Origin of the sequence: Methanocaldococcus bathoardescens (assembly GCF_000739065.1) — an archaeon.
GTDB classification, from domain to species: Archaea; AGJL01; Methanococci; order Methanococcales; family Methanocaldococcaceae; genus Methanocaldococcus; species Methanocaldococcus bathoardescens.
Window position 1 is genome coordinate 167,320 of the sequence record NZ_CP009149.1, and the last position, 23,784, is coordinate 191,103.

Annotated in this window: 27 protein-coding genes; 23 read left to right on the forward strand and 4 right to left on the reverse strand. The window is 30.9% G+C overall.

What is annotated here, in order from left to right:
* Positions 1-83: 83 nt before the first annotated feature.
* From JH146_RS00890 to JH146_RS00900, 3 genes are all read left to right on the forward strand, one after another.
* The gene (locus JH146_RS00890; protein ID WP_048201237.1) at positions 84-869 is read left to right on the forward strand and encodes a DUF7839 domain-containing protein; all 786 of its coding nucleotides are present in this window, start codon (positions 84-86) and stop codon (positions 867-869) included.
* A gap of 13 nt (positions 870-882) precedes the next feature.
* Entirely contained in the window at positions 883-1,497 is a 615-nt protein-coding gene (locus tag JH146_RS00895; protein WP_048201238.1) for a 16S rRNA (pseudouridine(914)-N(1))-methyltransferase Nep1, read from the forward strand.
* Between the two features lie 177 nt (positions 1,498-1,674).
* Positions 1,675-2,241: a CBS domain-containing protein gene (locus JH146_RS00900; protein WP_048201239.1), complete on the forward strand. Its 567-nt coding sequence runs from the start codon at positions 1,675-1,677 to the stop codon at positions 2,239-2,241.
* Here the strand turns inward: JH146_RS00900 and JH146_RS00905 are convergent.
* Complete coding sequence (locus tag JH146_RS00905; protein WP_048201240.1) at positions 2,238-3,287, reverse strand: M42 family metallopeptidase; 1,050 nt, start codon at positions 3,285-3,287, stop codon at positions 2,238-2,240. The two genes, JH146_RS00900 and JH146_RS00905, sit on opposite strands and share 4 nt — an antisense overlap.
* Positions 3,288-3,364: 77 nt before the next feature.
* Between JH146_RS00905 and cobK the strand changes: the two genes are divergently transcribed.
* The 3 genes from cobK to JH146_RS00920 are packed head-to-tail and all read left to right on the forward strand — an operon-like array spanning position 3,365 to position 6,057.
* On the forward strand, positions 3,365-4,123 hold the full coding sequence (cobK, locus tag JH146_RS00910) for a precorrin-6A reductase (protein WP_173400792.1): 759 nt from the start codon (positions 3,365-3,367) through the stop codon (positions 4,121-4,123).
* Between the two features lie 27 nt (positions 4,124-4,150).
* Positions 4,151-4,966, forward strand: coding sequence for a hypothetical protein (locus JH146_RS00915; RefSeq protein WP_048201241.1), 816 nt, complete (start codon positions 4,151-4,153; stop codon positions 4,964-4,966).
* A complete protein-coding gene (locus JH146_RS00920) occupies positions 4,963-6,057 on the forward strand; it encodes an archaeosine biosynthesis radical SAM protein RaSEA (protein WP_048201242.1) in 1,095 nt (364 codons plus the stop codon). The genes JH146_RS00915 and JH146_RS00920 overlap by 4 nt, the downstream gene beginning before the upstream one ends.
* Positions 6,058-6,072: 15 nt before the next feature.
* Here JH146_RS00920 and nikR read toward each other — a convergent pair whose 3' ends face one another.
* Positions 6,073-6,498, reverse strand: coding sequence for a nickel-responsive transcriptional regulator NikR (gene nikR, locus JH146_RS00925; RefSeq protein WP_048201243.1), 426 nt, complete (start codon positions 6,496-6,498; stop codon positions 6,073-6,075).
* Positions 6,499-6,709: 211 nt separating this feature from the next.
* Here nikR and JH146_RS00930 point away from each other — a divergent pair, with 211 nt between their 5' ends.
* From JH146_RS00930 to JH146_RS00995, 14 genes are all read left to right on the forward strand, one after another.
* Positions 6,710-7,591, forward strand: coding sequence for a DUF2121 family protein (locus JH146_RS00930; protein ID WP_048201244.1), 882 nt, complete (start codon positions 6,710-6,712; stop codon positions 7,589-7,591).
* A 79-nt stretch (positions 7,592-7,670) separates the two neighbouring features.
* Complete coding sequence (minD, locus tag JH146_RS00935) at positions 7,671-8,453, forward strand: septum site-determining protein MinD (RefSeq protein ID WP_048201245.1); 783 nt, start codon at positions 7,671-7,673, stop codon at positions 8,451-8,453.
* A 2-nt stretch (positions 8,454-8,455) separates the two neighbouring features.
* Complete coding sequence (locus JH146_RS00940; protein ID WP_048201246.1) at positions 8,456-8,635, forward strand: hypothetical protein; 180 nt, start codon at positions 8,456-8,458, stop codon at positions 8,633-8,635.
* A gap of 1 nt (position 8,636) precedes the next feature.
* Entirely contained in the window at positions 8,637-9,362 is a 726-nt protein-coding gene (locus JH146_RS00945; RefSeq protein WP_048201247.1) for a hypothetical protein, read from the forward strand.
* 96 nt (positions 9,363-9,458) lie between these two features.
* Positions 9,459-10,148 (forward strand): glycosyltransferase family 2 protein, encoded by a 690-nt coding sequence (locus JH146_RS00950; protein WP_048201248.1) that lies wholly within the window; start codon positions 9,459-9,461, stop codon positions 10,146-10,148.
* 335 nt (positions 10,149-10,483) lie between these two features.
* The gene (gene rplJ / locus JH146_RS00955; RefSeq protein ID WP_048201249.1) at positions 10,484-11,008 is read left to right on the forward strand and encodes a 50S ribosomal protein L16; all 525 of its coding nucleotides are present in this window, start codon (positions 10,484-10,486) and stop codon (positions 11,006-11,008) included.
* Positions 11,009-11,172: 164 nt separating this feature from the next.
* Positions 11,173-13,470, forward strand: coding sequence for a phosphoenolpyruvate synthase (gene ppsA, locus JH146_RS00960; protein WP_048201250.1), 2,298 nt, complete (start codon positions 11,173-11,175; stop codon positions 13,468-13,470).
* A 90-nt stretch (positions 13,471-13,560) separates the two neighbouring features.
* Positions 13,561-14,070, forward strand: a complete 510-nt coding sequence (locus JH146_RS00965) for a nicotinamide-nucleotide adenylyltransferase (RefSeq protein WP_048201251.1) — start codon at positions 13,561-13,563, stop codon at positions 14,068-14,070.
* A gap of 18 nt (positions 14,071-14,088) precedes the next feature.
* The gene (locus tag JH146_RS00970; protein ID WP_048201252.1) at positions 14,089-14,349 is read left to right on the forward strand and encodes a DUF2097 family protein; all 261 of its coding nucleotides are present in this window, start codon (positions 14,089-14,091) and stop codon (positions 14,347-14,349) included.
* Positions 14,350-14,576: 227 nt separating this feature from the next.
* Complete coding sequence (lysS, locus tag JH146_RS00975) at positions 14,577-16,169, forward strand: lysine--tRNA ligase (RefSeq protein ID WP_048201253.1); 1,593 nt, start codon at positions 14,577-14,579, stop codon at positions 16,167-16,169.
* 38 nt (positions 16,170-16,207) lie between these two features.
* Positions 16,208-16,987 (forward strand): hypothetical protein, encoded by a 780-nt coding sequence (locus tag JH146_RS00980; RefSeq protein WP_048201254.1) that lies wholly within the window; start codon positions 16,208-16,210, stop codon positions 16,985-16,987.
* Between the two features lie 53 nt (positions 16,988-17,040).
* Positions 17,041-17,850: a 2-oxoacid:ferredoxin oxidoreductase subunit beta gene (locus tag JH146_RS00985; RefSeq protein WP_048201255.1), complete on the forward strand. Its 810-nt coding sequence runs from the start codon at positions 17,041-17,043 to the stop codon at positions 17,848-17,850.
* Positions 17,851-17,910: 60 nt separating this feature from the next.
* Positions 17,911-18,453 carry a 2-oxoacid:ferredoxin oxidoreductase subunit gamma gene (locus tag JH146_RS00990; protein ID WP_048201256.1) on the forward strand — a complete coding sequence of 181 codons (543 nt, stop codon included), beginning with the start codon at positions 17,911-17,913 and terminating at the stop codon, positions 18,451-18,453.
* Positions 18,454-18,553: 100 nt separating this feature from the next.
* Positions 18,554-19,582 (forward strand): histone deacetylase family protein, encoded by a 1,029-nt coding sequence (locus tag JH146_RS00995; protein WP_048201257.1) that lies wholly within the window; start codon positions 18,554-18,556, stop codon positions 19,580-19,582.
* On the opposite strand, the gene JH146_RS01000 is transcribed toward JH146_RS00995, so the two are convergent.
* Positions 19,583-20,746, reverse strand: coding sequence for an FprA family A-type flavoprotein (locus tag JH146_RS01000; protein WP_048201258.1), 1,164 nt, complete (start codon positions 20,744-20,746; stop codon positions 19,583-19,585).
* Positions 20,747-20,916: 170 nt separating this feature from the next.
* On the opposite strand from JH146_RS01000, the gene JH146_RS01005 reads away from it, so the two are divergent.
* Both JH146_RS01005 and JH146_RS01010 read left to right on the forward strand, forming a co-directional pair.
* A complete protein-coding gene (locus tag JH146_RS01005; RefSeq protein ID WP_048201259.1) occupies positions 20,917-21,087 on the forward strand; it encodes a 4Fe-4S binding protein in 171 nt (56 codons plus the stop codon).
* Positions 21,087-22,262 (forward strand): NAD(P)/FAD-dependent oxidoreductase, encoded by a 1,176-nt coding sequence (locus JH146_RS01010; protein ID WP_048201260.1) that lies wholly within the window; start codon positions 21,087-21,089, stop codon positions 22,260-22,262. The genes JH146_RS01005 and JH146_RS01010 overlap by 1 nt, the downstream gene beginning before the upstream one ends.
* A 29-nt stretch (positions 22,263-22,291) precedes the next feature.
* On the opposite strand, the gene JH146_RS01015 is transcribed toward JH146_RS01010, so the two are convergent.
* A complete protein-coding gene (locus tag JH146_RS01015; RefSeq protein WP_048201261.1) occupies positions 22,292-22,729 on the reverse strand; it encodes a universal stress protein in 438 nt (145 codons plus the stop codon).
* Between the two features lie 140 nt (positions 22,730-22,869).
* Here JH146_RS01015 and JH146_RS01020 point away from each other — a divergent pair, with 140 nt between their 5' ends.
* Positions 22,870-23,508: an IS6 family transposase gene (locus JH146_RS01020; RefSeq protein ID WP_048201262.1), complete on the forward strand. Its 639-nt coding sequence runs from the start codon at positions 22,870-22,872 to the stop codon at positions 23,506-23,508.
* Positions 23,509-23,784 lie beyond the last annotated feature (276 nt).

The window sequence follows — 23,784 nt, forward strand, 5'->3', positions numbered from 1 at the left end:
CTAATTAAAGTTATCTTTAACATTTAAATACCTTTAAAGATAATATTTATTGTTAAGTAATTAAAAGTTTTTGAGGGATGATAATGAAAAAAAGAAATATAACTGAATTTCAAGTTCTATCTGAAATTATAAGAAAACAACCCCATATAAAACAGAAAGAGATAGCTGAGAATTTAGGAATAACAGTTCAGGCAGTTTCAGAACATATAAGGAATTTAGTTAAAGAGGGCTATGTTAAATCAAGGGGAAGAGGGGAATATGTAGTAACTGAAAAAGGTTTAAGAAAGCTAAAAAACTGGATATCAGAGTTTAGAGAGTATTTAGATGAAATAAATTCAGCAGTGTATAGATATAAAGATATATGGCCAGCTATTGCTGATGATGATATTAAAGATGGAGAAACAGTGTATTTGTTTATGAAAAATGGTTTGTTATATGCGTCAAAAGAACCGAAAGGGGAAGCTAAGGCAAAGGCATTATATGGTGGAAAGAAGGGAGAGGATATAGCAATATGTGAGATTAAAGGAATTATTGATGTTCCTAAAGGAAGAGTGATAGTGTTTAGAATCCCGCCCGAAGTTGTTGGTGGTTCAAGAGTTGTAGATTTTGATTTAATAAAAAAGAATATTGATAGTTTAGATAACTATGTTGTAGCAACAATGGGAACTGTTGCTTACGTTGTAGCAAATAAATTAGGGTTTAAACCAGATATAAGGTTTTCTGTCCCTGAGGGTATTGTAAATGCATGCAATAGAGGATGTAACGTCATTGCTTTAATAACTGGAAAGATGGCAGAGAAGGTTATTAAAAAGCTTGATAATGCAAAAATTAGTTATACTGTATTAGATGCAACTAAAGAAAATGAATGAGGAGAGATGTTTTATGTATAACATAATTTTAGCTAAATCAGCTCTTGAATTGATTCCAGAAGAAATAAAAGATAAAATAAAAAAGTCCAGAGTTTATAAATATGATATCTTAGATTCTAACTATCATTATAGGGCAATGGAAAATTTAAAAGATAAGGAAATGAGGGGAAGGCCGGATATTATCCATATCTCACTTTTAAATATCTTAGATAGTCCAATAAACCATGAAAAAAAGCTAAATATATATATCCACACATACGATGATAAAGTTTTAAAAATAAACCAAGAGACAAGATTGCCGAGGAATTACTTTAGGTTTTTAGGTGTTATGGAAAAGGTTTTGAAAGGAGAGAAGAATCCTCTAATAAAAATGGAAGAAAAAACATTAGAAGATTTATTAAATGATATAAATGCTGAAAAAATAGCTTTAATGACTAAAACAGGGAAATTAACACATCCTAAGTATTTGAAGGGATATGATACCTTTATAATAGGCGGTTTCCCATATGGAAAATTGAATATAGATAGAAAAAAAGTTTCTGGAGAGATTGAAGAGATTTCTATTTATAATAAAGGTTTAATGGCTTGGACTGTTTGTGGAATAATTTGCTATTCATTAAGTTTCTAAAATATTCTAATATATTTTTACGATATTGTAAGTTTAAAAATTTAAAGTGCATTAATATATGAGTAAGTTATTTAAATCATGACAACAAAATTTTCAATTGTTGATATTTTTTCTTTTAGTAATTCAATAGATTGAAATCTTTAAATCTAATTATTTCTATAAAATAAGGTAGAGAATATGTCAAAATTCGTAAAACTGCATTTGGTTAGAACTCTCAATAGATACAAGGAGTTGCAAAAAATTAAGGTAAAGGATGTGATGGTGTCGGGTAGTAGTGTTATTACTACAACACCTGAAAGTACAATAGGAGAAGTATTTAATGAAATGATTAAACACGACATTAGTGGGATGCCAGTAATTGATAATAGAGGAGTGATGATTGGATATGCTACATTAAAAAATGTTGGAAAATATTTAATAAACTACCCTTATCTCAAAGTGGGGGAGGTTATGATAAAAAATCCGCCATATACAACTACTGATGAAGATATAATTACAGCCTTTGAAAAAATGATAAAATTTAACAAAAAATTAGACCAACTACCAGTGATTAACACAAAATATCCTGAAAAAGTTTTTGGAAAGTTAGAAGGTATTATCTTTATGGGGGATATTATAGAACTATTCTATAAATATATCATAAAAGAATTAAAGAATCTTGTAAATCTCAATAATAACAATAATGGAATTAAGCTGAAATACCAAAAGTTAAATAATAAGTTAAATAATAATAAAGATATTTAAAAGAAGTTATTAACCTCTTTTATGCAATGATAAACTAATTCAACAGTTTTTTCCAAATCTCTTTTATCAATAACTTCAACTGGTGTGTGTATATATCTTGCTGGGACAGATATAACTCCTGTTGGAATTCCTTCTCTTGTTAAGTGGATAGCTGTTGCATCAGTTGTTCCCCCTTCTCCAACTTCCCACTGGACATCTATTTTATACTTTTCAGAAACTGCTCTAATCATCTCTAAAACTTTTGGATGAGCAATTAACCCCCTACCAGATGCATCCACTATCCCAACTACAGGCCCTTTACCTAAATCAACTGGGGCATCTTCTTTTTTAATTCCAGGGTGGTCGCCAGCAATAGTTACATCTAATGCAATAGCAACATCTGGATTTATTTTAAAGGCAGAAACTCTTGCCCCTTTTAATCCAACTTCTTCTTGAACAGTTCCCACAGCATAAACTTGGCAATCAATATCCTCTTCAGATAACCTCTTCATAATTTCTAAGAGAACAGCACATCCAACCCTATCATCAAATGCCTTTCCAGTTAATCTATACTTCCCTAACTCATAAACCTCACTTAAGAAAGAAACCCATGTTCCTATATTAACTCCCATCTCTATAGCTTCTTCTCTACTCTCAGCTCCAATATCTATAAACATATCTTCATATTTGATTATTTTGGTTTTTTCCTCTTCTTTCATTCTGTGTGGTGGTTTTGAACCAAGAACTCCAATTAAATCCCCTTTGCTCCCATGAACTACAACTTTTTGGTTTAATATTGTTGGGTCATAAATGCCCCCAATTTTTGTGAATTTTAAGAAGCCATTGTCATCTATATATTTAACCATCAAACCAATCTCATCCATGTGGGCAGCTATCATAATTTTCTTTCCACTATTTCCTCTCTTTGCAATTAAATTTCCAAAATTATCAACAATAACTTCATCACAATATTTTTCCAACTCTTTTTTCATAAACTCTCTAATACTATCCTCTCTTCCAGATATTCCATGTAGTTTTGAGAGCTTTTTTAAATACTCAACTGCCATCTTTTCACCTGTACAAATAATATATTATGTTTAACAAATAATAGTTGGATGTGGAATAAAATATTTATGGTGAAGTTATGAAGCTATTGTTAATGGGAGGGACTAAGGATAGTGTTGAAATTGGTAAAAGATTGAGAAATTTAGGAGATGTCTTTATTTTATACACTTCTACAACTGATTACGGTGGAAAATTAGGGGAAGAGTTTGCTGATGAAATGATAACAAAACCTTTAGATAAAAATGAGCTGAAAGATGTTATAGAAAAATACAATATAGATATCTTAGTCGATGCCACTCATCCTTTTGCAATAAATGCAAGCAAAAATGCTATTGATGTTTGTAAAGAGCTTAATATAAAATATGTAAGATTTGAGAGAAAAGAGGAAAAGATAAACCATCCAAATGTTATATATGTTAAAGATTTTGTTGAAGCTGCAAGATTGGCTAAAAAAGCAAATAAAGTATTTCACATGGCAGGAATTAAGAATTTAAAGACAGTTGTTGATATCGTTGGGAAAGATAAGGTTATAGCAAGAGTTCTACCAATCTCTGTAAATGAGGCATTAAAGATTTTGCCACAAAAAAATATTGTAGCTATGTATGGGACTTTTTCTAAGGAGCTTAATAAATATTTGATAAAAGATTATGGATGTGACGCCATAATAACTAAGGATAGTGGAGATAGTGGAGGTTTTGAAGAAAAGGTTTATGGAGCTTTAGAAGCAGGGGCTAAGGTTATAGTTGTTGAAAGGCCAAAAATTAATTATCCAATTTGTTTTAGTGGTATAGAAGAGCTCATTAATTATATTGCAAATTTAAAAATGTCAAAATTTTAATTCTACATAATTTTTTTGGTGAAAAGAATGCACTGCAACATAAACTTAAAATATGGAGTTATAATGAAAAAAGATGGATATTCATTAAGAGTTTCTTTAAAACCTGGATTTATAAATGCTGAGCAGTTAAAGGCAATAGCGTATATCATTGAAAATTTTGGTGATAATAAAGCCCATATAACAACAAGACAAGGCATTGAATTTAAAATATCCCCAGAATATTTAGAAGAAGTGGAAAAAATTTTAAATAGTGTTAATTTAACCTTAGGTTCAACTGGAACCAGGGTTAGGCAAGTCGTATCTTGTATTGGCTTAGAATGCTACAACGCTATTGGAGATTCAGTTTCTTTAGCGAGAATGATTCATGAAGAGTTTGAAGGTGTCTGGGTTCCAAGAAAAGTGAAGATAAATGTTAGTGGTTGTCCAAATTCATGCACGTTTCATAGATTTTGTGATATAGGAATATGTTATAGATATAAAATAACTATAGACAAAGAGATTTGCACAAATTGTGGAAAATGTAAAGATTTTTGTGATTTAGATGCTATAGATTGGGAAAATAAAATAATAAAAGATACATGCACTGGAGAGGGTAGATGTACTGCTCTATGTGATTCTTTTAAAGCTGAGAGAGTTATTAGCATGTTCGTTGGAGGGAAAGGTGGGAGGATATATAAAGAAGGAAAACATCTAATAGATTTAAAAACTGAGGATGATGTTTTATTGGTTATTGATGAATTGATAAGTTTATATGCAAAGTTTGGGAAAGGCAGGATGGCAGATTTCGTCGAAAATTATGGGATTGAGAGATTAAAAAAGAATATAGAAGAGTTGATAAAATGAACCAAATTGTTAATTATGATTATAAAGAATTCCTAAAGAAATTAAGAGAGAGGTATTTAAAAAAGAGAAAATCAGGAGATAAAAACAAACCTATTGCAGTGTGGATTCAAGATGATATATATAGAGATTTTAATATAGGAAAATCACTAACAATAATTTTAAGGACAGAAGGATGTTATTATGCAAAAGAAGGGGGCTGTTTGATGTGTTCTTATTTAATGGATTCTTCCCCTGAAAAAATAACTGCTGAGAATATAATAAATCAGTTTAATTACGCAATTGAAAAGTATAAAGAAAAGATAAATAATCTCAAAGATTTTAGTGTTAAAATCTTCACTTCTGGAAGTTTCTTAGATGATAGAGAAGTATCAAAAGAGGCAAGAGATTATATTTTCAAAAAATTAAGTGAATTTGATAATTTAAAAGAGATAGCGATTGAATCAAGACCTGAATTTATTGATGAAGATAAATTAAATGAAATTAGAAAATATATCGATATTAATGTTGAAATTGGAGTAGGGATAGAAAGTTTTAACGAAGAAATTAGAGAAAAAGCAATTAACAAAGGAATAACAAATGAGCAAATAATCAGAGTGATAGAGTTAGCTAAAAACTACAACGTTGGAATAAAAGCTTATTTGTTAATAAAGCCACTCTTTATAACTGAAAAGGAAGCAATTGAAGATGCCATATATTCAGCAAACAAATGTATAGAGTTAGGATGTTCAAGAATATCTTTCTGCCCCGCCACAGTTCATAAAGGTAGTGTAATGGAATATTTTTGGAGTAAAAATCAATATAGACCGCCATTCTTATGGAGTGTAGTTGAGATATTGAGAGAAGTTAAAGAAAACAATCCAAATGCATTAATTATGTGTGACACTTCTGGTATTGGTAGTGAGAGAGGAACTCATAACCTATATGGATGCAAATGCAACAAATTAATTAAAGAAAAGTTAGAAAAATTTACTTTAACTCAAGATTTGAGTATTTTAGATATTGAATGTGAATGTAAAAATATATGGGAAGCATATATTGAGGTAGAAAATAAAAATATTGTTCCTTTAGGAGATGAAAGAAAACTTTTATGAAACTTTAAAATAAATTTATTCTGGAATATGCCCACCAGGAACCATAACACTTAATCTCACTTGCTTAACTCCTTTTAAAGCAGTTAATTTATCTGTCAATTCTCTAATCTTCTTAGCATCTCCTCTAACTAATATTGTCTCTAAGCAGTGGTCGTGGTCTAAGTGTAAATGTAAAGTAGCAACAATAATATCAGTATAGTTGTGTTGAATTTCAGTAATTTTTTCCATAACATCTGATGCGTGGTGATTGTAAATTACGCTTATACTCCCCGCCCTTTCACCTTCTAAGCTGTGAATCCATTTGTGTTTTATTATATAATCTCTAATGGCATCCCTTATTGCTTCACTTCTACTCGCATATCCCCTTTCAGCAATTATTTCATCAAACTCTCTCAAGAGCTTTGAAGGTAGTGAGATACTAATCCTATCCATCTCTGTCATAATTCCCCCCGTTTATTTTTGAGCTTATAAATATTACTATTTAATAACTAATATATAAGATTAACTATAACAATAATACTAATATAGATTGTTTAAATAGGTGGAAAAGAATGAGCTTTAGCATCTTCGAAATTTTAAGAAAGTTTATTAAATTTAAATTAAATAATAAGGGGTATACCAATAGGGGCGTAGCCCCTATGGGGTGGGAACAATGAGCTTAATTATCTGCTATTATGGTAAAAATGGAGCTGTAATTGGAGGAGATAGAAGGCAGATATTTTTTAGAGGTAATGAAGAAAATAGAAAAATTTTAGAGGAAAAATTATATAGTGGAGAAATAAAATCAGAAGAAGAATTGTATAAATTAGCCAAAGAGCTTGACATTAAGATTATAATTGAGGATAATAGGGAAAAGGTTAGGAAAATATCTGATTCAGTAGTAGTTGGGGAAGTTAGAAGCTTAGGAATAGATGCAAAGAGAAGGAGAGTTTATGCAACAAAGGGAAAATGTGCTATTGTAGATATTCTAAACGACACTGTCACTAATCAAACAATAAAAGAGGGATTTGGGATTGTAGTTCTTGGAAATAGATTTTTAAAAAAGAGTGCTGAAGAAGAGTTAAAAAGAACCGCAAAACTCTTTCCAATGATGCCTTTAGAACAGATAGAAGACACTATAAGAGAAATTTTTGAAAAATTAAAATGGAATCCAACTATAAGTAAAGAATACGATATTTATAGTATAAATAAATATGAGAAAAATTTTGAGGATGTAGTTAAAAAAGATATAGAGAGTTTGTTTAAATATAGAGAAGAGCTGAGAAAACAGCTTATTAATTTTGGAAAAATTATGACTATAGTTAATAAAATTGTAAAAAATGGAGAAATTGGGGTTATTAAAGATGGAAAACTTCACCTTTATGATAACTATGTAGCTATAGATAAAATTGACCCAAATCCAAATGTATTTAAAGTCGTAGAGGTGGAAGGTAACTTTAAAGATGGGGATATAATTGTTATTGAAAATGGAAATATGAAAATAAAAGGTACGGACGAAAGAGTAACAACTAAATACATAATTTGCCACAAATAACGAAATAAAAACTAAATCTTTATATATTACTTGCCATTTATATTACAAGTTTGTAGGAAATGCTCTAAAGGTGACATTAATGGCAATAGCTATTGCAATAGCTTCTGGAAAAGGAGGGACTGGAAAGACAACAATATCTGCAAATCTTGCTGTAGCATTAGCAAAATTTGGAAAAAAAGTAGCTGTTTTAGACGCTGATATAGCAATGGCTAATTTAGAACTTATTATGGGATTGGAAGGAAAGCCAGTAACTTTAAACGATGTATTGGCTGGTAAGGCAGATATAAAGGATGCGATTTACGAAGGGCCTGAAGGAGTTTTAGTTATCCCAGCTGGAGTTTCATTGGAAAAGTTTAGAAGGGCTAAACCAGAAAAACTTGAAGAAGTTTTAAAAGCAATACATGATTTAGTTGAGATTTTAATTATTGACTGTCCAGCAGGTATTGGAAAAGAAACATTGATAGCAATATCATCAGCAGATGGTTTAATTGTTGTTGTAAATCCTGAGATATCTTCAATATCTGATGCATTAAAAATTATTGCTATAACAAAAAGATTGGGAACTGATATTATTGGGGCTATTGTTAATAGGGTTTCAAATGAGAGTACGGAGTTAGGAGTTAAGGCAATAGAAACTATTTTAGAAGTTCCTGTTATAGGTGTTGTTCCAGAAGATCCTCATGTTAGAAAAGCAGCTGCATTTGGAACCCCTCTTGTTATCATGTATCCAGATTCCCCAGCCGCTCAAGCAATCATGGAAATTGCCGCTAAGCTAATTGGAGTTAAGTATGAGGCACAAGTTAAGAAGAAGAAAGAGTCCTTCATCTCCAGATTTATTAAGGGGCTGTTTGGGGGGAGATAAATATGGATGTAACTGTATTATATGTTATTGTAGCTATTAGCTTAGCTCTAAACGTAATACTTGGTATTAAAGTAATGATACTACAAAAAGAATTAGAAGAAGTTAAAAAAGCTACAAGATTAACAAAAGAGGAGGTTGATAAACTAAATGAAAGGTTAAGAAAATTAAAAATTGGGGGGTAAAATGAAAAAGACTATCGTCTCTTTCTTATTATTATTTTTTATATTGCCAAATTACGCTTCAAATCCAGATATTATAGTAACCCCAGAAAAATGTTTAGTTAATAGTTCTGTATATGTTATATTCCAATGGAGAGTCCCTTATGCTGTTGAAGATTTTAATGTTACAGTTTTTTCAGATGCTATAGAGTTTGAGGAATCTACCCTATATTATGCAGGAGTTGCGGAGGATGCTAAGGTATTTCATATATTTGAAGGTAAAGCAATAAAACCTGGAAACCATACAATTAAAATTCAGATGAAATATTTTGTTAATGGTGTAACTGTAAAGAAAAAGTTTTTAGCTAATATTACAATATTATCACTATCTGAGATTGCAACTAAAAATGAAGTTGAAAATGTATCAGAAATAGATATTAATAATATAACAATTCTAAAAAATATTACTGAAAATGTATCCAAAAATACAAGTATAATGAATTCTACAAATATATCAAATATATCAATAAATGATAATAATGTTAGCTTAAATAAAACAAATGAAAATGTTGATATAACAAATTCTCAAGAAAATGAAGATGTAAATGCATCAAACTTATGCACAAATAATGAAACATCAGCACAAAGTGTCCAAAATACTCAAAATAATAGTTGGTTAATTTATGGAATTTTTGGACTGGTTCTTGGTATAGCATTTGGATTTGTTGTAATGTATTTAATTAAAATCTAAACATTTCATCTATTTTAGTAAATTTTTTAATTTAAGTTACTTTTTTAAGGGTTTTTAACTTTAAATTTATTATATAGCTTTTTATTGTGATAACTTATGATTGCAATAATTCCAGCATTCAATGAAGAGAGAAATATCTTAAAGGTTTTGAGGGATTTGGAAAAATTAGGAGTTGATGCTGTAGTAGTGGATGATGGTTCCAAGGATAACACTTCAAAAGTGGTTGAAGAGTTTGCAAAAAATTCTAAGATTAATGTTTATTTGATAAGAAATGAAAGAAATCAAGGTAAGGCAAAAGCAATAGAAAAAGGAACAAGATTTGCTTTGTCTTTGAATAAATATAAATACATTATATACATTGATGGAGATTATCAACACAAACCTATTGACATCCCAAAATTATTAAAAAAATTAAAAGATACTAATGCAGATGCTGTCTTTGGTGTTAGGAAATATAGGCATATTCCATTGCATAGGCAGGTTTCTAATTTCTTTGCTTCAATTTTAACATCGTTGGCAGTGTTTATATATTCAAAAAGGTTTTATTTCTTTAGAGATGTTCAGTGTGGTTTTAGGATAATAAAGGCAGAGCTTTTGAAGGACATAAATTTTGGAGACGGTTATGCAGTAGAGCATTTTATTGCTTTGCAGTTGGCAAAAAAAGAGGCTAAGATTGTTGAAGAATATGTGAGTGTTGAGTATCATGATGAAGCTGTTTCATATATAACTACAAGGAAAATCTTAGAAGTTGCTAAGCAGGTCATAAAGTTCATTTTTTTAGAGTAGCAAAAATATTAGTGTTTTTCAAAACTTATTGGATTTTCTAATGCACTTATATAAAAGCCCCTGGCTTTTAAACACTTTGACCACATTTATCAATATAATTTAGAATATTTAAGCCATAAATGGCTTATAAGTTCAATAAATAAATTTTATTCTGTGGTCAAAGTGTTTATAAATGCCTTTTTCTACTGAATATTTTGAAAAACACTATAACAGTAAGCTTTAAATAGTAAGTTAAGAATATAAGCAACAAGATAAATCTTATATATTGAAAGTTGGAAAACACATTATTCCTTCCTCTATTTATACGAAACAGCCACAAAAAATAGGTGATGATAATGGCTTCCTTAAGACCAAACAGATGTTACAGGGATGTAGATAAGCCACCATACACAAGAAAAGAGTATGTTAAAGGGGTTCCACAACCAAAAGTTGTTCATTTCATGATGGGTAACTTATCAGCTGAATTCCCAGTTAAAGTTAATTTAATAGCTACAAGACCAATTCAAATAAGACACAATGCTTTAGAAGCTGCAAGAGTTGCTGCAAACAAATATTTAACAAAAATGTGCGGTAGAATGGGTTACAAGTTCCAAATTAGAGTCTATCCACACCAAATATTAAGAGAACACAAAATGGCTACAGGAGCTGGGGCAGATAGAATTTCAGATGGGATGAGGTTAGCGTTTGGAAAACCAATTGGAACAGCTGCAAGAGTTAGAGAAGGACAAGCAATTATGACAGTATGGGTAAACCCTGACAAATTCCCAGCTGCAAAGGAAGCTTTAAGAAGAGCTGCAATGAAATTACCAGTTCCATGTAGAGTAGTTATTGAGCAAGGAAAAGAGTTAATTAAGCAGTAAAAATCCTTAATTTATTTTTTCTATTTTTAAATAATTAACTTAAATGTCTATTGCTATTTTATTATCAACAAATTTATCCATATATTTAAATGTATCTAAAAAATAAAAAGTTTATATAATCCCCTATATATTGTTAATTGTCTAAAACAAAAAAGGGGATAACAATGAAATTCATTGCATGGTTGGATGAACTCTCAAATAAAGATGTTAATATTGCTGGAGGTAAAGGAGCTTCATTGGGAGAGATGTGGAACGCTGGATTGCCAGTTCCACCAGCATTTGTTGTTACTGCTGATGCATACAGACACTTTATAAAAGAGACAGGCTTAATAGATAAAATGAAAGAAATTTTAAGCGGTTTGGATGTTAATGACACAGATGCATTAACAGAAGCATCAAAGAAAATTAGAAAATTAATTGAAGAGGCAGAGATGCCAGAAGATTTGAGATTGGCTATTATTGAGGCATACAATAGATTATCAGAAATGTGTAATGAGGATGAGGTAACAGTAGCTGTTAGAAGTTCTGCAACTGCTGAAGATTTGCCCGAAGCAAGTTTTGCAGGACAGCAAGATACTTACTTAAATATAAAAGGAGCTGAGAATGTAGTTAAATATGTTCAAAAATGTTTCTCATCATTATTTACACCAAGGGCTATTTTCTATAGAGAACAGCAAGGATTTGACCACTTTAAAGTAGCTTTAGCTGCAGTTGTTCAAAAGTTGGTTAATGCTGAAAAGGCAGGGGTTATGTTTACAGTAAATCCAATTAACGAAAATTACGATGAGTTAGTTATTGAGGCAGCATGGGGTTTAGGGGAAGGAGTTGTTAGCGGTTCTGTTTCCCCAGATACATACATTGTTAATAAAAAGACCTTAGAAATTATTGATAAGTATATAGCAAGAAAGGAGACAATGTTTGTTAAGGATGAGAAAGGAGAGACAAAAGTTATTGAAGTCCCTGATGATATGAAGGAGAAGCAAGTTTTAACAGATGAAGAAATTAAAGAATTGGCTAAAATTGGATTGAATATTGAGAAACATTATGGAAAACCAATGGATGTTGAATGGGCTCATGAAAAAGGTAAATTCTACATGCTTCAAGCAAGACCAATTACAACATTGAAAAAAGGTAAGAAAGAGAAAAAAGCAAAAGAAGAAGAAATTGAAGCAAAGATATTATTAAAAGGTATTGGAGCTTCACCAGGAATTGCTACTGGAACTGTTAAGATAATTAGGGATGTTAGTGAGATAGACAAAGTTAAAGAAGGAGATATCTTAGTTACAAAGATGACCACACCAGATATGGTCCCAGCAATGAAAAAAGCCGCTGCTATTGTAACAGATGAGGGAGGATTAACCTGTCACGCAGCAATTGTTTCAAGAGAGCTTGGAACACCATGTGTTGTTGGAACAAAGAAAGCTACAGAGATTTTGAAAGATGGAATGATTGTTACAGTTGATGGAGAGAAAGGAATTGTATATGAAGGGGAGATTAAAAAAGTTGAAGAGAAAAAGCCAGAAGCAGTAGCAGTTATCCAGCAAGCTCCAATTATCACAGCTACAGAAGTTAAAGTTAATGTCAGTATGCCAGAGGTTGCTGAGAGAGCGGCAGCAACAGGAGCAGATGGAGTTGGGTTATTAAGAGCAGAGCACATGATATTAGGATTAGGTAAGCACCCAAGAAAGATTTTAGAGGAAGAAGGAGAAGATGCATTAATAGAGGCGTTAATGGAAGGAATTAGAAAGGTAGCAGATGCATTCTATCCAAGACCTGTAACTTATAGAACATTAGATGCTCCAACAGATGAGTTTAGAGGCTTAGAAGGGGGAGAAAACGAGCCAATAGAACACAACCCAATGTTAGGTTGGAGAGGAATTAGGAGAGGTTTAGATGAAGTTGATATCTTAAAATGCGAGTTAAAGGCAATTAAAAGATTAAGAGAAGAAGGATATAAGAATATAGAAATTATGATTCCTCTTGTAACTCATCCGGATGAAGTTAGAAAAGTTAAAGAAATTGCAAGAGAAGTAGGAATAGAGTTAGGTAAAGATATTCCATTTGGTATTATGGTTGAGACACCAGCAGCAGCTTTAATTATTGAGGAGTTTATAAAAGAAGGAATAAACTTTGTTAGCTTGGGGACAAATGATTTAACACAATACACAATAGCAATAGATAGAAATAATGAGTTGGTTTCAAAGTATTATAAGGAAGACCACCCTGCAGTGTTAAAATTGGTTGAGCATGTAATTAAAACATGTAAGAAACATGGTGTTAAAACATCAATTTGTGGGCAAGCTGGAAGCAGACCTCACATAGTTGAGAAGTTGGTTGAGTGGGGAATAGACAGTGTATCAGCAAACATTGATGCAGTAGAAACAATAAGAAGAGTTGTAGCAAGAACTGAGCAAAAAGTTATATTAAACTTCATAAGAAAATCATACTTAGAGAAGGAATAAATCCTTTTAATTTTTAAGTTTTTGTTTTTACATCTATTTTACCATGTATATTTTTAATAATCTAAATCTTTACTGTTTTCTGGTGATACGTTGAGAGGGTTTATAATTGGTAGATTTCAGCCATTTCACAAAGGACATTTAGAAGTGATAAAAAAGATAGCTGAGGAAGTTGATGAAATAATCATTGGGATTGGTAGTGCTCAAAAAAGTCATACCTTAGAAAATCCATTCACAGCTGGTGAGAGGATATTGATGATTACCCAATCACTTAAAGATTATAATTTAACCTATTATCCAATACCTATAAAAGATATTGAATTTAACTCTATTTGGGTTTCTTATGTTGAGTCTCTAACTCCTCCATTTGATATTGTGTATAGTGGAAACCCATTAGTTAGAGTTTTGTTTGAGGAGAGAGGATATAAAGTAAAAAAGCCAGAGATGTTTAATAGGAAAGAATATTCTGGAACTGAAATTAGGAGGAGAATGTTAAATGGAGAGAAATGGGAGCATTTAGTTCCTAAGGCAGTTGTTGATGTTATTAAAGAAATAAAAGGTGTTGAACGGCTTAGAAAATTAGCTCAAACAGACAAATTATAATATTAGTAGAGTGATACTATGGCAGAAGAAATAATCGATATAAAAAATCCAAAAGAAGTTATTGAATATCTCAAAAATATCGACACTGGAGAATATATTGAAATATATTTTGGAAGAGTTCATGTTGAAGGAAAATTAATGCACTACAATGAAGGGTTGGTAAGATTAGTTCATGAGAAATATGGTGTTATAGAGGTTGAGATTGAAAAAATATTAGATGATTTGTTAGAGTTAGCTCATACTAATGGAAATAAAAGAGTTGTGTTAAGGTTTTATTAGTCAATTATCAAAATAGACAACATTTTCTAAGGTTATTATTAACTATAAAAAATTTTGATGATTGACTACAATTCAGCTTTTTTATCCAAAACTAAGTTATTTATATTATTTTGGTAGTTATTATTTTAGCAAATTATTGGTAACCTAAAGAAATTTAGATTTTTTGATTTTATGTTTTAAATAATATAGACAATAAAATAGAGGAAACAAAGATTTTGAGGGAAATTATGCATTGGGCTGATGTAATTGCTGAAAAATTGATTGAAGAGAGAAAAGCAGATAAATATATCGTTGCGAGTGGAATAACACCTTCAGGACATATCCACGTAGGAAATGCAAGAGAAACATTGACAGCAGATGCAATCTATAAGGGATTAATAAATAAAGGAGTTGATGCAGAGTTAATTTTTATAGCAGACACTTACGACCCATTAAGGAAGTTATATCCATTTTTACCAAAAGAGTTTGAGCAATATATAGGAATGCCATTAAGTGAGATACCATGTCCAGAAGGTTGTTGTGAGAGCTATGCTGAACACTTTTTAAATCCATATTTAGAGAGTTTAGATGATTTGGGAGTTGAGCTAACAACATATAGAGCAGATGAAAACTACAAAAAAGGGCTTTATGATGAAAAGATAAAGATTGCCTTAGATAATAGAGAGAAAATCATGGAAATTTTAAATAAATTTAGAGCCAATCCTTTACCAGATGACTGGTGGCCAATAAACATAGTTTGTGAAAATTGTGGAAAATTAAAAACTAAGGTTGTAAAATACGATAGTGAGAAGGAGGAAGTAACTTATAAATGTGAGATATGTGGCTTTGAAAATACCGTCAAACCTTATAAAGGAAGAGCAAAACTCCCATGGAGAGTTGATTGGCCAGCAAGGTGGAGCATATTTAATGTAACTATTGAGCCAATGGGTAAAGACCATGCAGCAGCAGGGGGAAGTTACGATACAGGAGTTTTAATTGCTAAGGAAATTTACAACTATGAACCACCAAAAAAGGTTGTTTATGAATGGATTCAATTAAAGGTTGGAGATAAGGCAATTCCAATGAGTTCTTCAAAAGGAGTTGTGTTTGCTGTGAAGGATTGGACTCACATAGCTCATCCAGAGATTTTAAGATTCTTATTGTTGAGAAGTAAGCCAACAAAACACATTGACTTTGATTTAAAGAAAATTCCTGACTTGGTGGATGAGTATGATAGATTAGAGGATTTCTACTTTAACAATAAAGATAAAGATGAATTAAGTGAAGAGGAAGAGGAGAAGATAAGGATTTATGAATTATCAACACCAAAAATCCCTGAAAGCAAGCCATTTGTTATACCATATAGATTCTGCTCAATCATTGCTCAGCTAACTTATAATGAAGAAAAGGACGATGTTGATATGGAAAGAGTATTTGAAATATTAAGAAGAAATAATTACAGCATTGAAGATATTGATGAGTTCAGCATGAAAAAATTGAAAGATAGATTGTTAATGGCAAGAAACTGGGCTTTAAAATATGGGGAAAAGTTGGTTATAATTGATGAAAATGAGGCAAAAGAGATATACGAAAAATTGAAGGATAAGCAAAAAGAATGGATTAAATACTTTGCTGAAAAATTAAAAACAGCTGAATTTGATGCTTTAAACTTGCATGAGTTGATTTATCAAACAGCAAAAGAACTTGGCTTAAATCCGAGAGAGGCATTTCAAGCATCGTATATGATACTTTTAGGTAAAAAATACGGACCAAAGTTAGGGGCTTTCTTAGCAACTCTTGGAAAGGATTTTGTTATAAGAAGGTACTCACTATTTGAGTAATTATTTATTTTAATTAATTTTACTTTTTTGGTGGTAAGATGATAAAAATACATGCGTTAGAGGAAGTTAAAGGAAATTCTAAAGAAATTGTTGAAAAAGAATTTGAAAACTTAGCTAATGAGCTGAAAGAAAAATATAATGCCAAACTTAAATATGTAGATGAAGATATAGAAGAAGAAGGAAATTTAAAGTTTTATACAAAAATTGGAGAATTTGAGATAAATTTTAATAACTTTAAGGATTATATAAACTTCTGTTTAAAATATGGGGCAGATATTGAAGTTATAAAACCAGAAAAATTAAAACTCAAAGCTAATGAAATAAATGAAGTTTTGGCTTTAGTTATAAGTGCATTTAAATCATTTGTTGATACCTATAAGATTGGGTTTAACGTATATGTGAAAGAGAAAAAAGATATAGATGTTGAGGGATATAAAAAAGGTAAATATGATGAAGATGAAATAGTTGATTTTGAAGAAGAAGGGTTTATAAGAGTTAAAGCAGTGTTTGAAGGAATTGGAAAAAATGAAGAAGAAGTTATTAAAAACCTGCTCATTTCTTTGGATAGGGATGAGATTATAATTAACAAGATTATAACTAAAAACTTCAATGAAAATGAAAGTTTCAATGGCTTAATAGCTGTTGATTTGTTGTGCAAACCATTTGAAATGTTTGAAATTGCCTATAAGTATTTACCAGTTGCTTTATCTATCCAAAGAGATGAGATTGAATTAAGTTTAGCTGATATTCAAGATATTGGTAATGAGCTGTCTGGAGCAATATTTGAGCTTAGCCACGCTGTTGTAATGAGAAAATAAAAATTACAAACTTATAAAATTAAAAGATAACAAAAAATTATTGGGGTGGTAAATTGCATCCTTCTTTAAAATACATGAGGCAAGATAGATTACCACACATCTTCTGTTCTGGATGTGGAAATGGAATTGTTATGAATTGCTTTTTAAAGGCAATTGATGAGCTAAATATAAAGCCAGAGGACTATATAGCTGTTTCAGGAATTGGATGTTCTTCAAGAGTTCCTGGTTATCTATATTGTGATTCCTTACACACAACCCACGGAAGACCTATAGCGTTTGCAACAGGAATTAAAATAGCAAGACCAGACAAACATGTTGTCGTATTTACAGGAGATGGGGACTTAGCGGCTATAGGGGGGAATCACTTTATCCATGGATGTAGAAGAAACATAGATTTAACTGTTATTTGTATAAACAACAACATCTATGGAATGACTGGGGGGCAAGTTTCACCAACAACACCTTATGGTAAAAAGGCAACAACAGCACCTTATGGTTGTATAGAGAACTCTATGGATTTATGTAAATTGGCAATTGCGGCAGGAGCAACTTATGTGGCAAGATGGACAACAGCCCATCCAATTCAGCTTGTTAAATCAATTAAAAAAGGTATTCAGAAGAAAGGCTTTTCATTTATTGAGGTTGTCTCTCAATGCCCAACATACTATGGAAGATTCAACATCTCAAGAAAGCCAGCTGACATGATTAAATTCTTAAAAGAAAACTCAATACACATAAATAAAGCAAAAAATATGAGTGAAGAAGAGTTAAGTGGAAAAATAGTTGTTGGAGAGTTTTTAGAGATAGAAAAACCTGAATTTATTGATGAATTGCATAAGTTGATTGAGAAAATGAAAGAATAAAAATAAATATTTTTAAAATCCCCTTCATAAAATTTTAAAAATTAAAAGAGGAGGGCTAAGATGAGAAAAGAGATAAGATTATCTGGCTTTGGTGGGCAAGGGATTATTTTAGCTGGGGTTATCTTAGGGAGAGCAGCTGCTTTATATGACAAAAAAGAGGCGGTTCAAACACAATCTTATGGACCTGAAGCAAGAGGAGGGGCAAGTAAATCAGAGGTTGTTATTAGTGATGAACCAATTGATTTCCCAAAAGTCATAAAGCCAGATATATTAGTTTGTTTATCACAGCAAGCTTATGACAAATATAAGGATGATATTAAAGAAGGTGGGGTTTTGTTGGTTGATGAAGATTTAGTTTCTACTGATGAAAAGCCAACAGTTGATGTAACAATGTATAAAATTCCATTTACAAGAATTGCCTCAGAGGAAATAAAACTTCCAATAGTTGCGAATATAGTTATGTTAGGAGCTTTAACAAGATTAACCAACATTGTCTCAAAAGAAAGTATGGAAAAGGCAATTTTAGATAGTGTTCCAAAAGGAACTGAAGAGAAAAACTTATTGGCATTTACTAAAGGTTATGAATTTGCAGAGAAATTATAAATTGTAGTGATAATATCTCAAAGAAGAAACTTATAAATTCTCTTTTTTGTAACATATATTTTAGCTAATATTAAATCAGCTAATTTTTTAGGTGTCTATAATGCCAAAAATTTTATACAATCCAGATGTCCTAAAACATAAACCAAAATTTTATCACGTTGAAAATCCAGAGAGAGTTGAGACTATTTTAAATAGTTTAAAATTGAGAGGATTTGATGATATAATTTTAATTGAAGGAAAATCTTCTATTGATGAAGTTTTGGAAATTCATAGTAAAGAGTATGTAGATTCAATAGTAAAGCTTTGTAATGATTCATTTAATTATTATGATGGCGATACATACATATCCAATGGAACTTTAGATGCGGCATTAACTGCCTTTAAATTAGCAAAAGAAGCTGTAAAATTAGCATTAAAAGAGAAAGATTTATACTTTGCTTTAACAAGACCTCCTGGGCATCATGCAGGAATTTCTGGAAGAGCTTTAGGAGCAATGTCAAACGGTTTTTGCATCTTCAATAATATAGCAGGAGCTGCAGAATTGGCTAAAAAGTATATGAAAAAAGTTATAATAATTGATTTTGATGTCCATCATGGAAATGGAACTCAGGAAATCTTTTGGAATGATGAGAATGTTATCCATATAGATTTCCATCAAAAAGGCATCTATCCTGGAACAGGAGATGTATTTGATATTGGTGGAGAAAAGGCAGAAGGGACTAAAATAAATCTTCCTTTCCAATCACATTCAACCGACTCTGATTACATATTTACGTGGAATGATGTTGTTGAACCAATATTGGATTACTTTAAACCAAGTATTGTTTTAGTTTCTGCTGGTTTTGATGCTTTTATAAATGATGGTTTGGCAAGCATGGATTTAACTGAAACCTTTTATAGATTTGCAGGAGCTAAGCTTAGTAAATATGGCGTTGTAGCAGTTTTAGAAGGGGGTTATGGAATGGGACTAAAGTATGCCCCACCAGCATTTTTAGAAGGTTATGTTAAAGCTGAGGATATATTAGATACTTTATTGGATGAAAAATATTCAATTTCTCCTTCCAATGATACTAAATTAATAGTTGAAAATGTTAAGAGGATAATTGAAGAGTATTTAAATATCTTTTAATTATACTTCAATTTTTGCTAACTTTCTACCAAATTCTTTAATTTTTTTAATATTATCTTCCCTTGGTGTAAATCTAAATGCCAATATTTCATCATCAACAACTTTAAATCCTAATTTTTTAAAAAATTCATTTATTTTTTTAGTTGCACATTCTTTCCATCCATAGGAACCAAAAGCTACACCAATCTTTTTATTATCCAGTTTTAATCCCTCTATATAAGTTAATAACATCCCCACTTTTGGATGAACATTCATATTTATTGTTGGGGAACCAATTAACACATACTTTGCATCTAAAATATCTCTAATTATAATATTTAATGAGGATGTGCCCAATCTGTGGTATATTACATTAACTCCCCCATCAGCTAACCCTTCCCCAAGTGCTCTGGCTATTTTTTCTGTAGAATAGTGAATGGTCGCATACACAATAACTGCAGTATTTTTATGAAATCCAGAACTCCAGATACGATATTTTGTTAGAATCTCATCAATCATCTTACGCCAAATAACACCATGTGATGGACATATATATTCCAAATTTAAATCTTTTAAAATACTTAGTATTTTTAAAATGCTATTTTTATGTGGTAGCAATATGTTGGCAAAATATTCTTTAGCTTCAAGGATAATTTTATGCCCTATATCTGCATCTATTTTTTCTTTATATGCCACATGCTGTCCAAATAATTCATTTGAAAACAGGATTTCATCTTCTATACAGTATGTTAGCACATGTCCAAATTTATCGTCAGTTATAAATTTTAATGTTCTATTTCCAATATTTATTTCATCTCCATTATTTACAATAACAAATTCCCAATCTTTTGTATCAAATTGGGCGTCTAAATAATATTTTCCAATTTTTGTAGTTATAACCTTTGCACCTGTGAGTTCAACAAGCTTTCCTATACACTCATTGTGGTCTAAACTAATATGGTTTGAGATTATATAATCTAATTTTAGATTAGCTATGTCTTTCAAATATAACAGTAATTCATCAAAATATTTCATTCTTGTAGTATCAATCAAAACATTATTTTTATCTAAGATAAGATATGAATTGTATGTAGTGCCTTTGTTGATATCTAACCCTTTATATTCTCTGATTTTCCATTCTATAAAACTCATGCAGTAAATATTATCTTTTATTTTTAATACCATATACCCCACCAAAAATATTAATTATAAGAACTCAAAACTCTAAGAGTACAACATTAAATATTCTGGCGATAGTAATATATAATATAATGTCAATGTTAATTTAAGTAAAATAACAACTAAGTAATCTTTATAATGCCTAATTTAACTAACAGAATAGATTGAGGGGAATTATGGTAAAAATAAATCATAAAAAATGTGGTTATTGTGGAGCATGTGTTGGAGTTTGTGAAAAGATGGCAATTAATTTAATGGAACATATTATAGTTATTGATGAAGAAAAATGCAGTAACTGTAAGTTGTGTGTAATTGTATGTCCATTAAATGCATTAGAGGGAGAATAATGAGAGAGTTAAATGATGTATATGATGTAGTGGTTGTTGGAGCTGGACCAGGAGGAAGCATGGCAAGTTATGCATCAGCAAAGAATGGAGCTAAAACACTATTAATTGAGAAATCTCAAGAGATTGGGGAGCCAGTTAGGTGTGCTGAAGCAATTCCATCAATAGAGGAATTTGGATTAAAACCAGAACCAGAGTTTGTTAGAAACATTATTAAGGGAGGAATTTTATTCTCCCCTTCTGGAAAAAAAGTTACAGTAACTCAAGATAAAGCTCAAGGATATATAGTTGAGAGAAAAATTTTTGATAAATATTTGGCTATAAGAGCAGCTAAGGTAGGAAGTAAAGTAGCTGTTAAAACAACAGCTATAGATTTAGAGAGAGATGGGAATTATTGGAATGTTATAGTTGAATTTTTGGGAGAAGAGTATGCTATAAAAACCAAAGTGGTTATAGCTGCCGATGGAGTTGAAAGTAACATAGCTGAATATGCTGGATTAAAGGCAAAGAAAAAACCATTAGAGATTTGTTCCTGTGCAGAATATGAAATGACAAATGTTGAATTGTTGGATAAAAATATGATGGAATTCTATTTTGGTAATGAAGTAGCTCCAGGTGGTTATGTTTGGATATTCCCTAAAGGAGAGACAGCAAATGTAGGTTTAGGAGTTAGAGACAAGAAAAAGAAGGCTATTGATTATTTAGAAGAATTTATAGAAAATGGTTTGGCTAAAGATAGGTTAAAGGATGCAACACCAATAGAATTTAAAGTTGGAGGAGCTCCTGTTTCTGGCCCTATAGAAAAAACCTATACAGATGGTCTTTTAGTTGTTGGAGACGCTGCTGGGCAGATAAGCCCATTAACTGGTGGAGGTATATATTTAGCAATGGATTGTGGTTTAATAGCTGGAGAAGTGGCGAGTAAAGCAATAAAAGCAAATGATTGGAGTGAAGAAACCCTAAAAGAATATGAAAGAAGATGGAAGGAAAAGCATTATGAGTATTTAATGAATCATCTAAAATATAGAAAAATTTTAGAGAAAATGAGTGATGATGAGTTAGATGCTTTAGCAGAGGCATTAGGAGATAGTTTAGAGGGCATTGATTTGAAAAAATTTGTTAAAAGAATAATAACTAAAAAACCTTCCCTTTTAAAATACTTTAAGGATTTATTATAACTTAGTTTATCTTAATTTATCAATTTAATTTATTTCTTTGGTTTTTTAACTACTAAAACTGGACAGTGAGCATTTTTAATAACTCTTTCAGCAACACTACCTAATAATATTCTTTCTAATCCTGTTTTTCCTGTAGTTCCCATAACAATCAAATCTGCTTTTTTCTTTTCAGCAAATTCAACAATTTCTTTTGCAGGAACACCCTCCAACATCTCTGTATGAATTTTAACCCCCCACTCTTCAGCCAATTTTTTAACCTTTTTTAAAGCCTCATGCCCTTCCTCTTTTAATAGCTCACTTATCATTTCCCAGCTTCCTTCTGCAGGTAATCCAACAAATGGAGAGACATCAACAACATATATTGCGTAAACCTCAGCATCGAATTCCTTGGCTATATTTATCCCATGCTTTGCAGCTTCAATTGAGACATCTGAGCCATCAGTTGGAATGACTATTTTTTTATACAAGTTTTCACCATTTCTGCTTTCTTAATATTTTAATTGAGTTTTAGGTATATTATATAATAATTTTGAAGTTCATGGAATAAAAACCTTTTGAGACTGTCAAGTTAAACTTTTATTAATATATCGATAAAAAATAATAAAATATGAGACTCACGATAGAGATTATAAAGGAGAGAATCAAAGAGAAGAAGCTTTTTAAAAGAAATAGAAAGTCGATAGAAGTTAAAATCTTAGCAGGGCTTTTATACTACCTCGGGTTATCGTTGAGAAAGACGAGTTTATTCCTCTCCCAATTCGAAAGTATAAGCCACGAGTCAGTTAGAGTTTATTATCACAAGATTAAAGAAGTCTTAAACGAACCTAAGAGGAGTGTAAGAAACCCAATTGCAATAGACGAGACTAAACTAAAATTTGGAGATAAGACTATTTACGTATGGTCTGCTATTGACGTTAAATCGAAGGAATGCTTGGGAGTTTATATATCAGAGACAAGAAATTACCTCGATACTATATTATTCGTTAGGGGTATATTAAAATTTTGCTCGAATAAGCCTAAAATTTTGGTTGATGGTGGGAGATGGTATCCGTGGGCGTTGCAGAAGTTGGGCTTAAAATTTGAAAGAGTCCGATTCGGACTGAGAAATTGTGTAGAAAGCTTCTTCTCACTGCTTAAACGAAGAACAAAAGCATTCTTTAATAGATTCCCTAATAATAGTAAGTTCGATACGGTTATTAGTTGGATAAAGAGCTTCATGATGTTCTATAACTGGATACTATCATAACTTGACAGTTTCTGGTAAAATTAGGATAAAATCTTAATTGCTATACATTTAAATATGGGAATTAACCATAATAAGGAAATAACTAAATGCTTTTCTATTTTAGTTTATAATTTATATTTAATTTACTAAATTAAAGTAAATTAGTTATATCGCTATTCTACTTCAACCTTAAACTATATATAGCCCTTATAGAAATATTTTATGGTCATATAATTTTACTTAATAGTTGTGTCCTAAATCTCTAATAATTACTCTTATAATACATTAATAATAAAA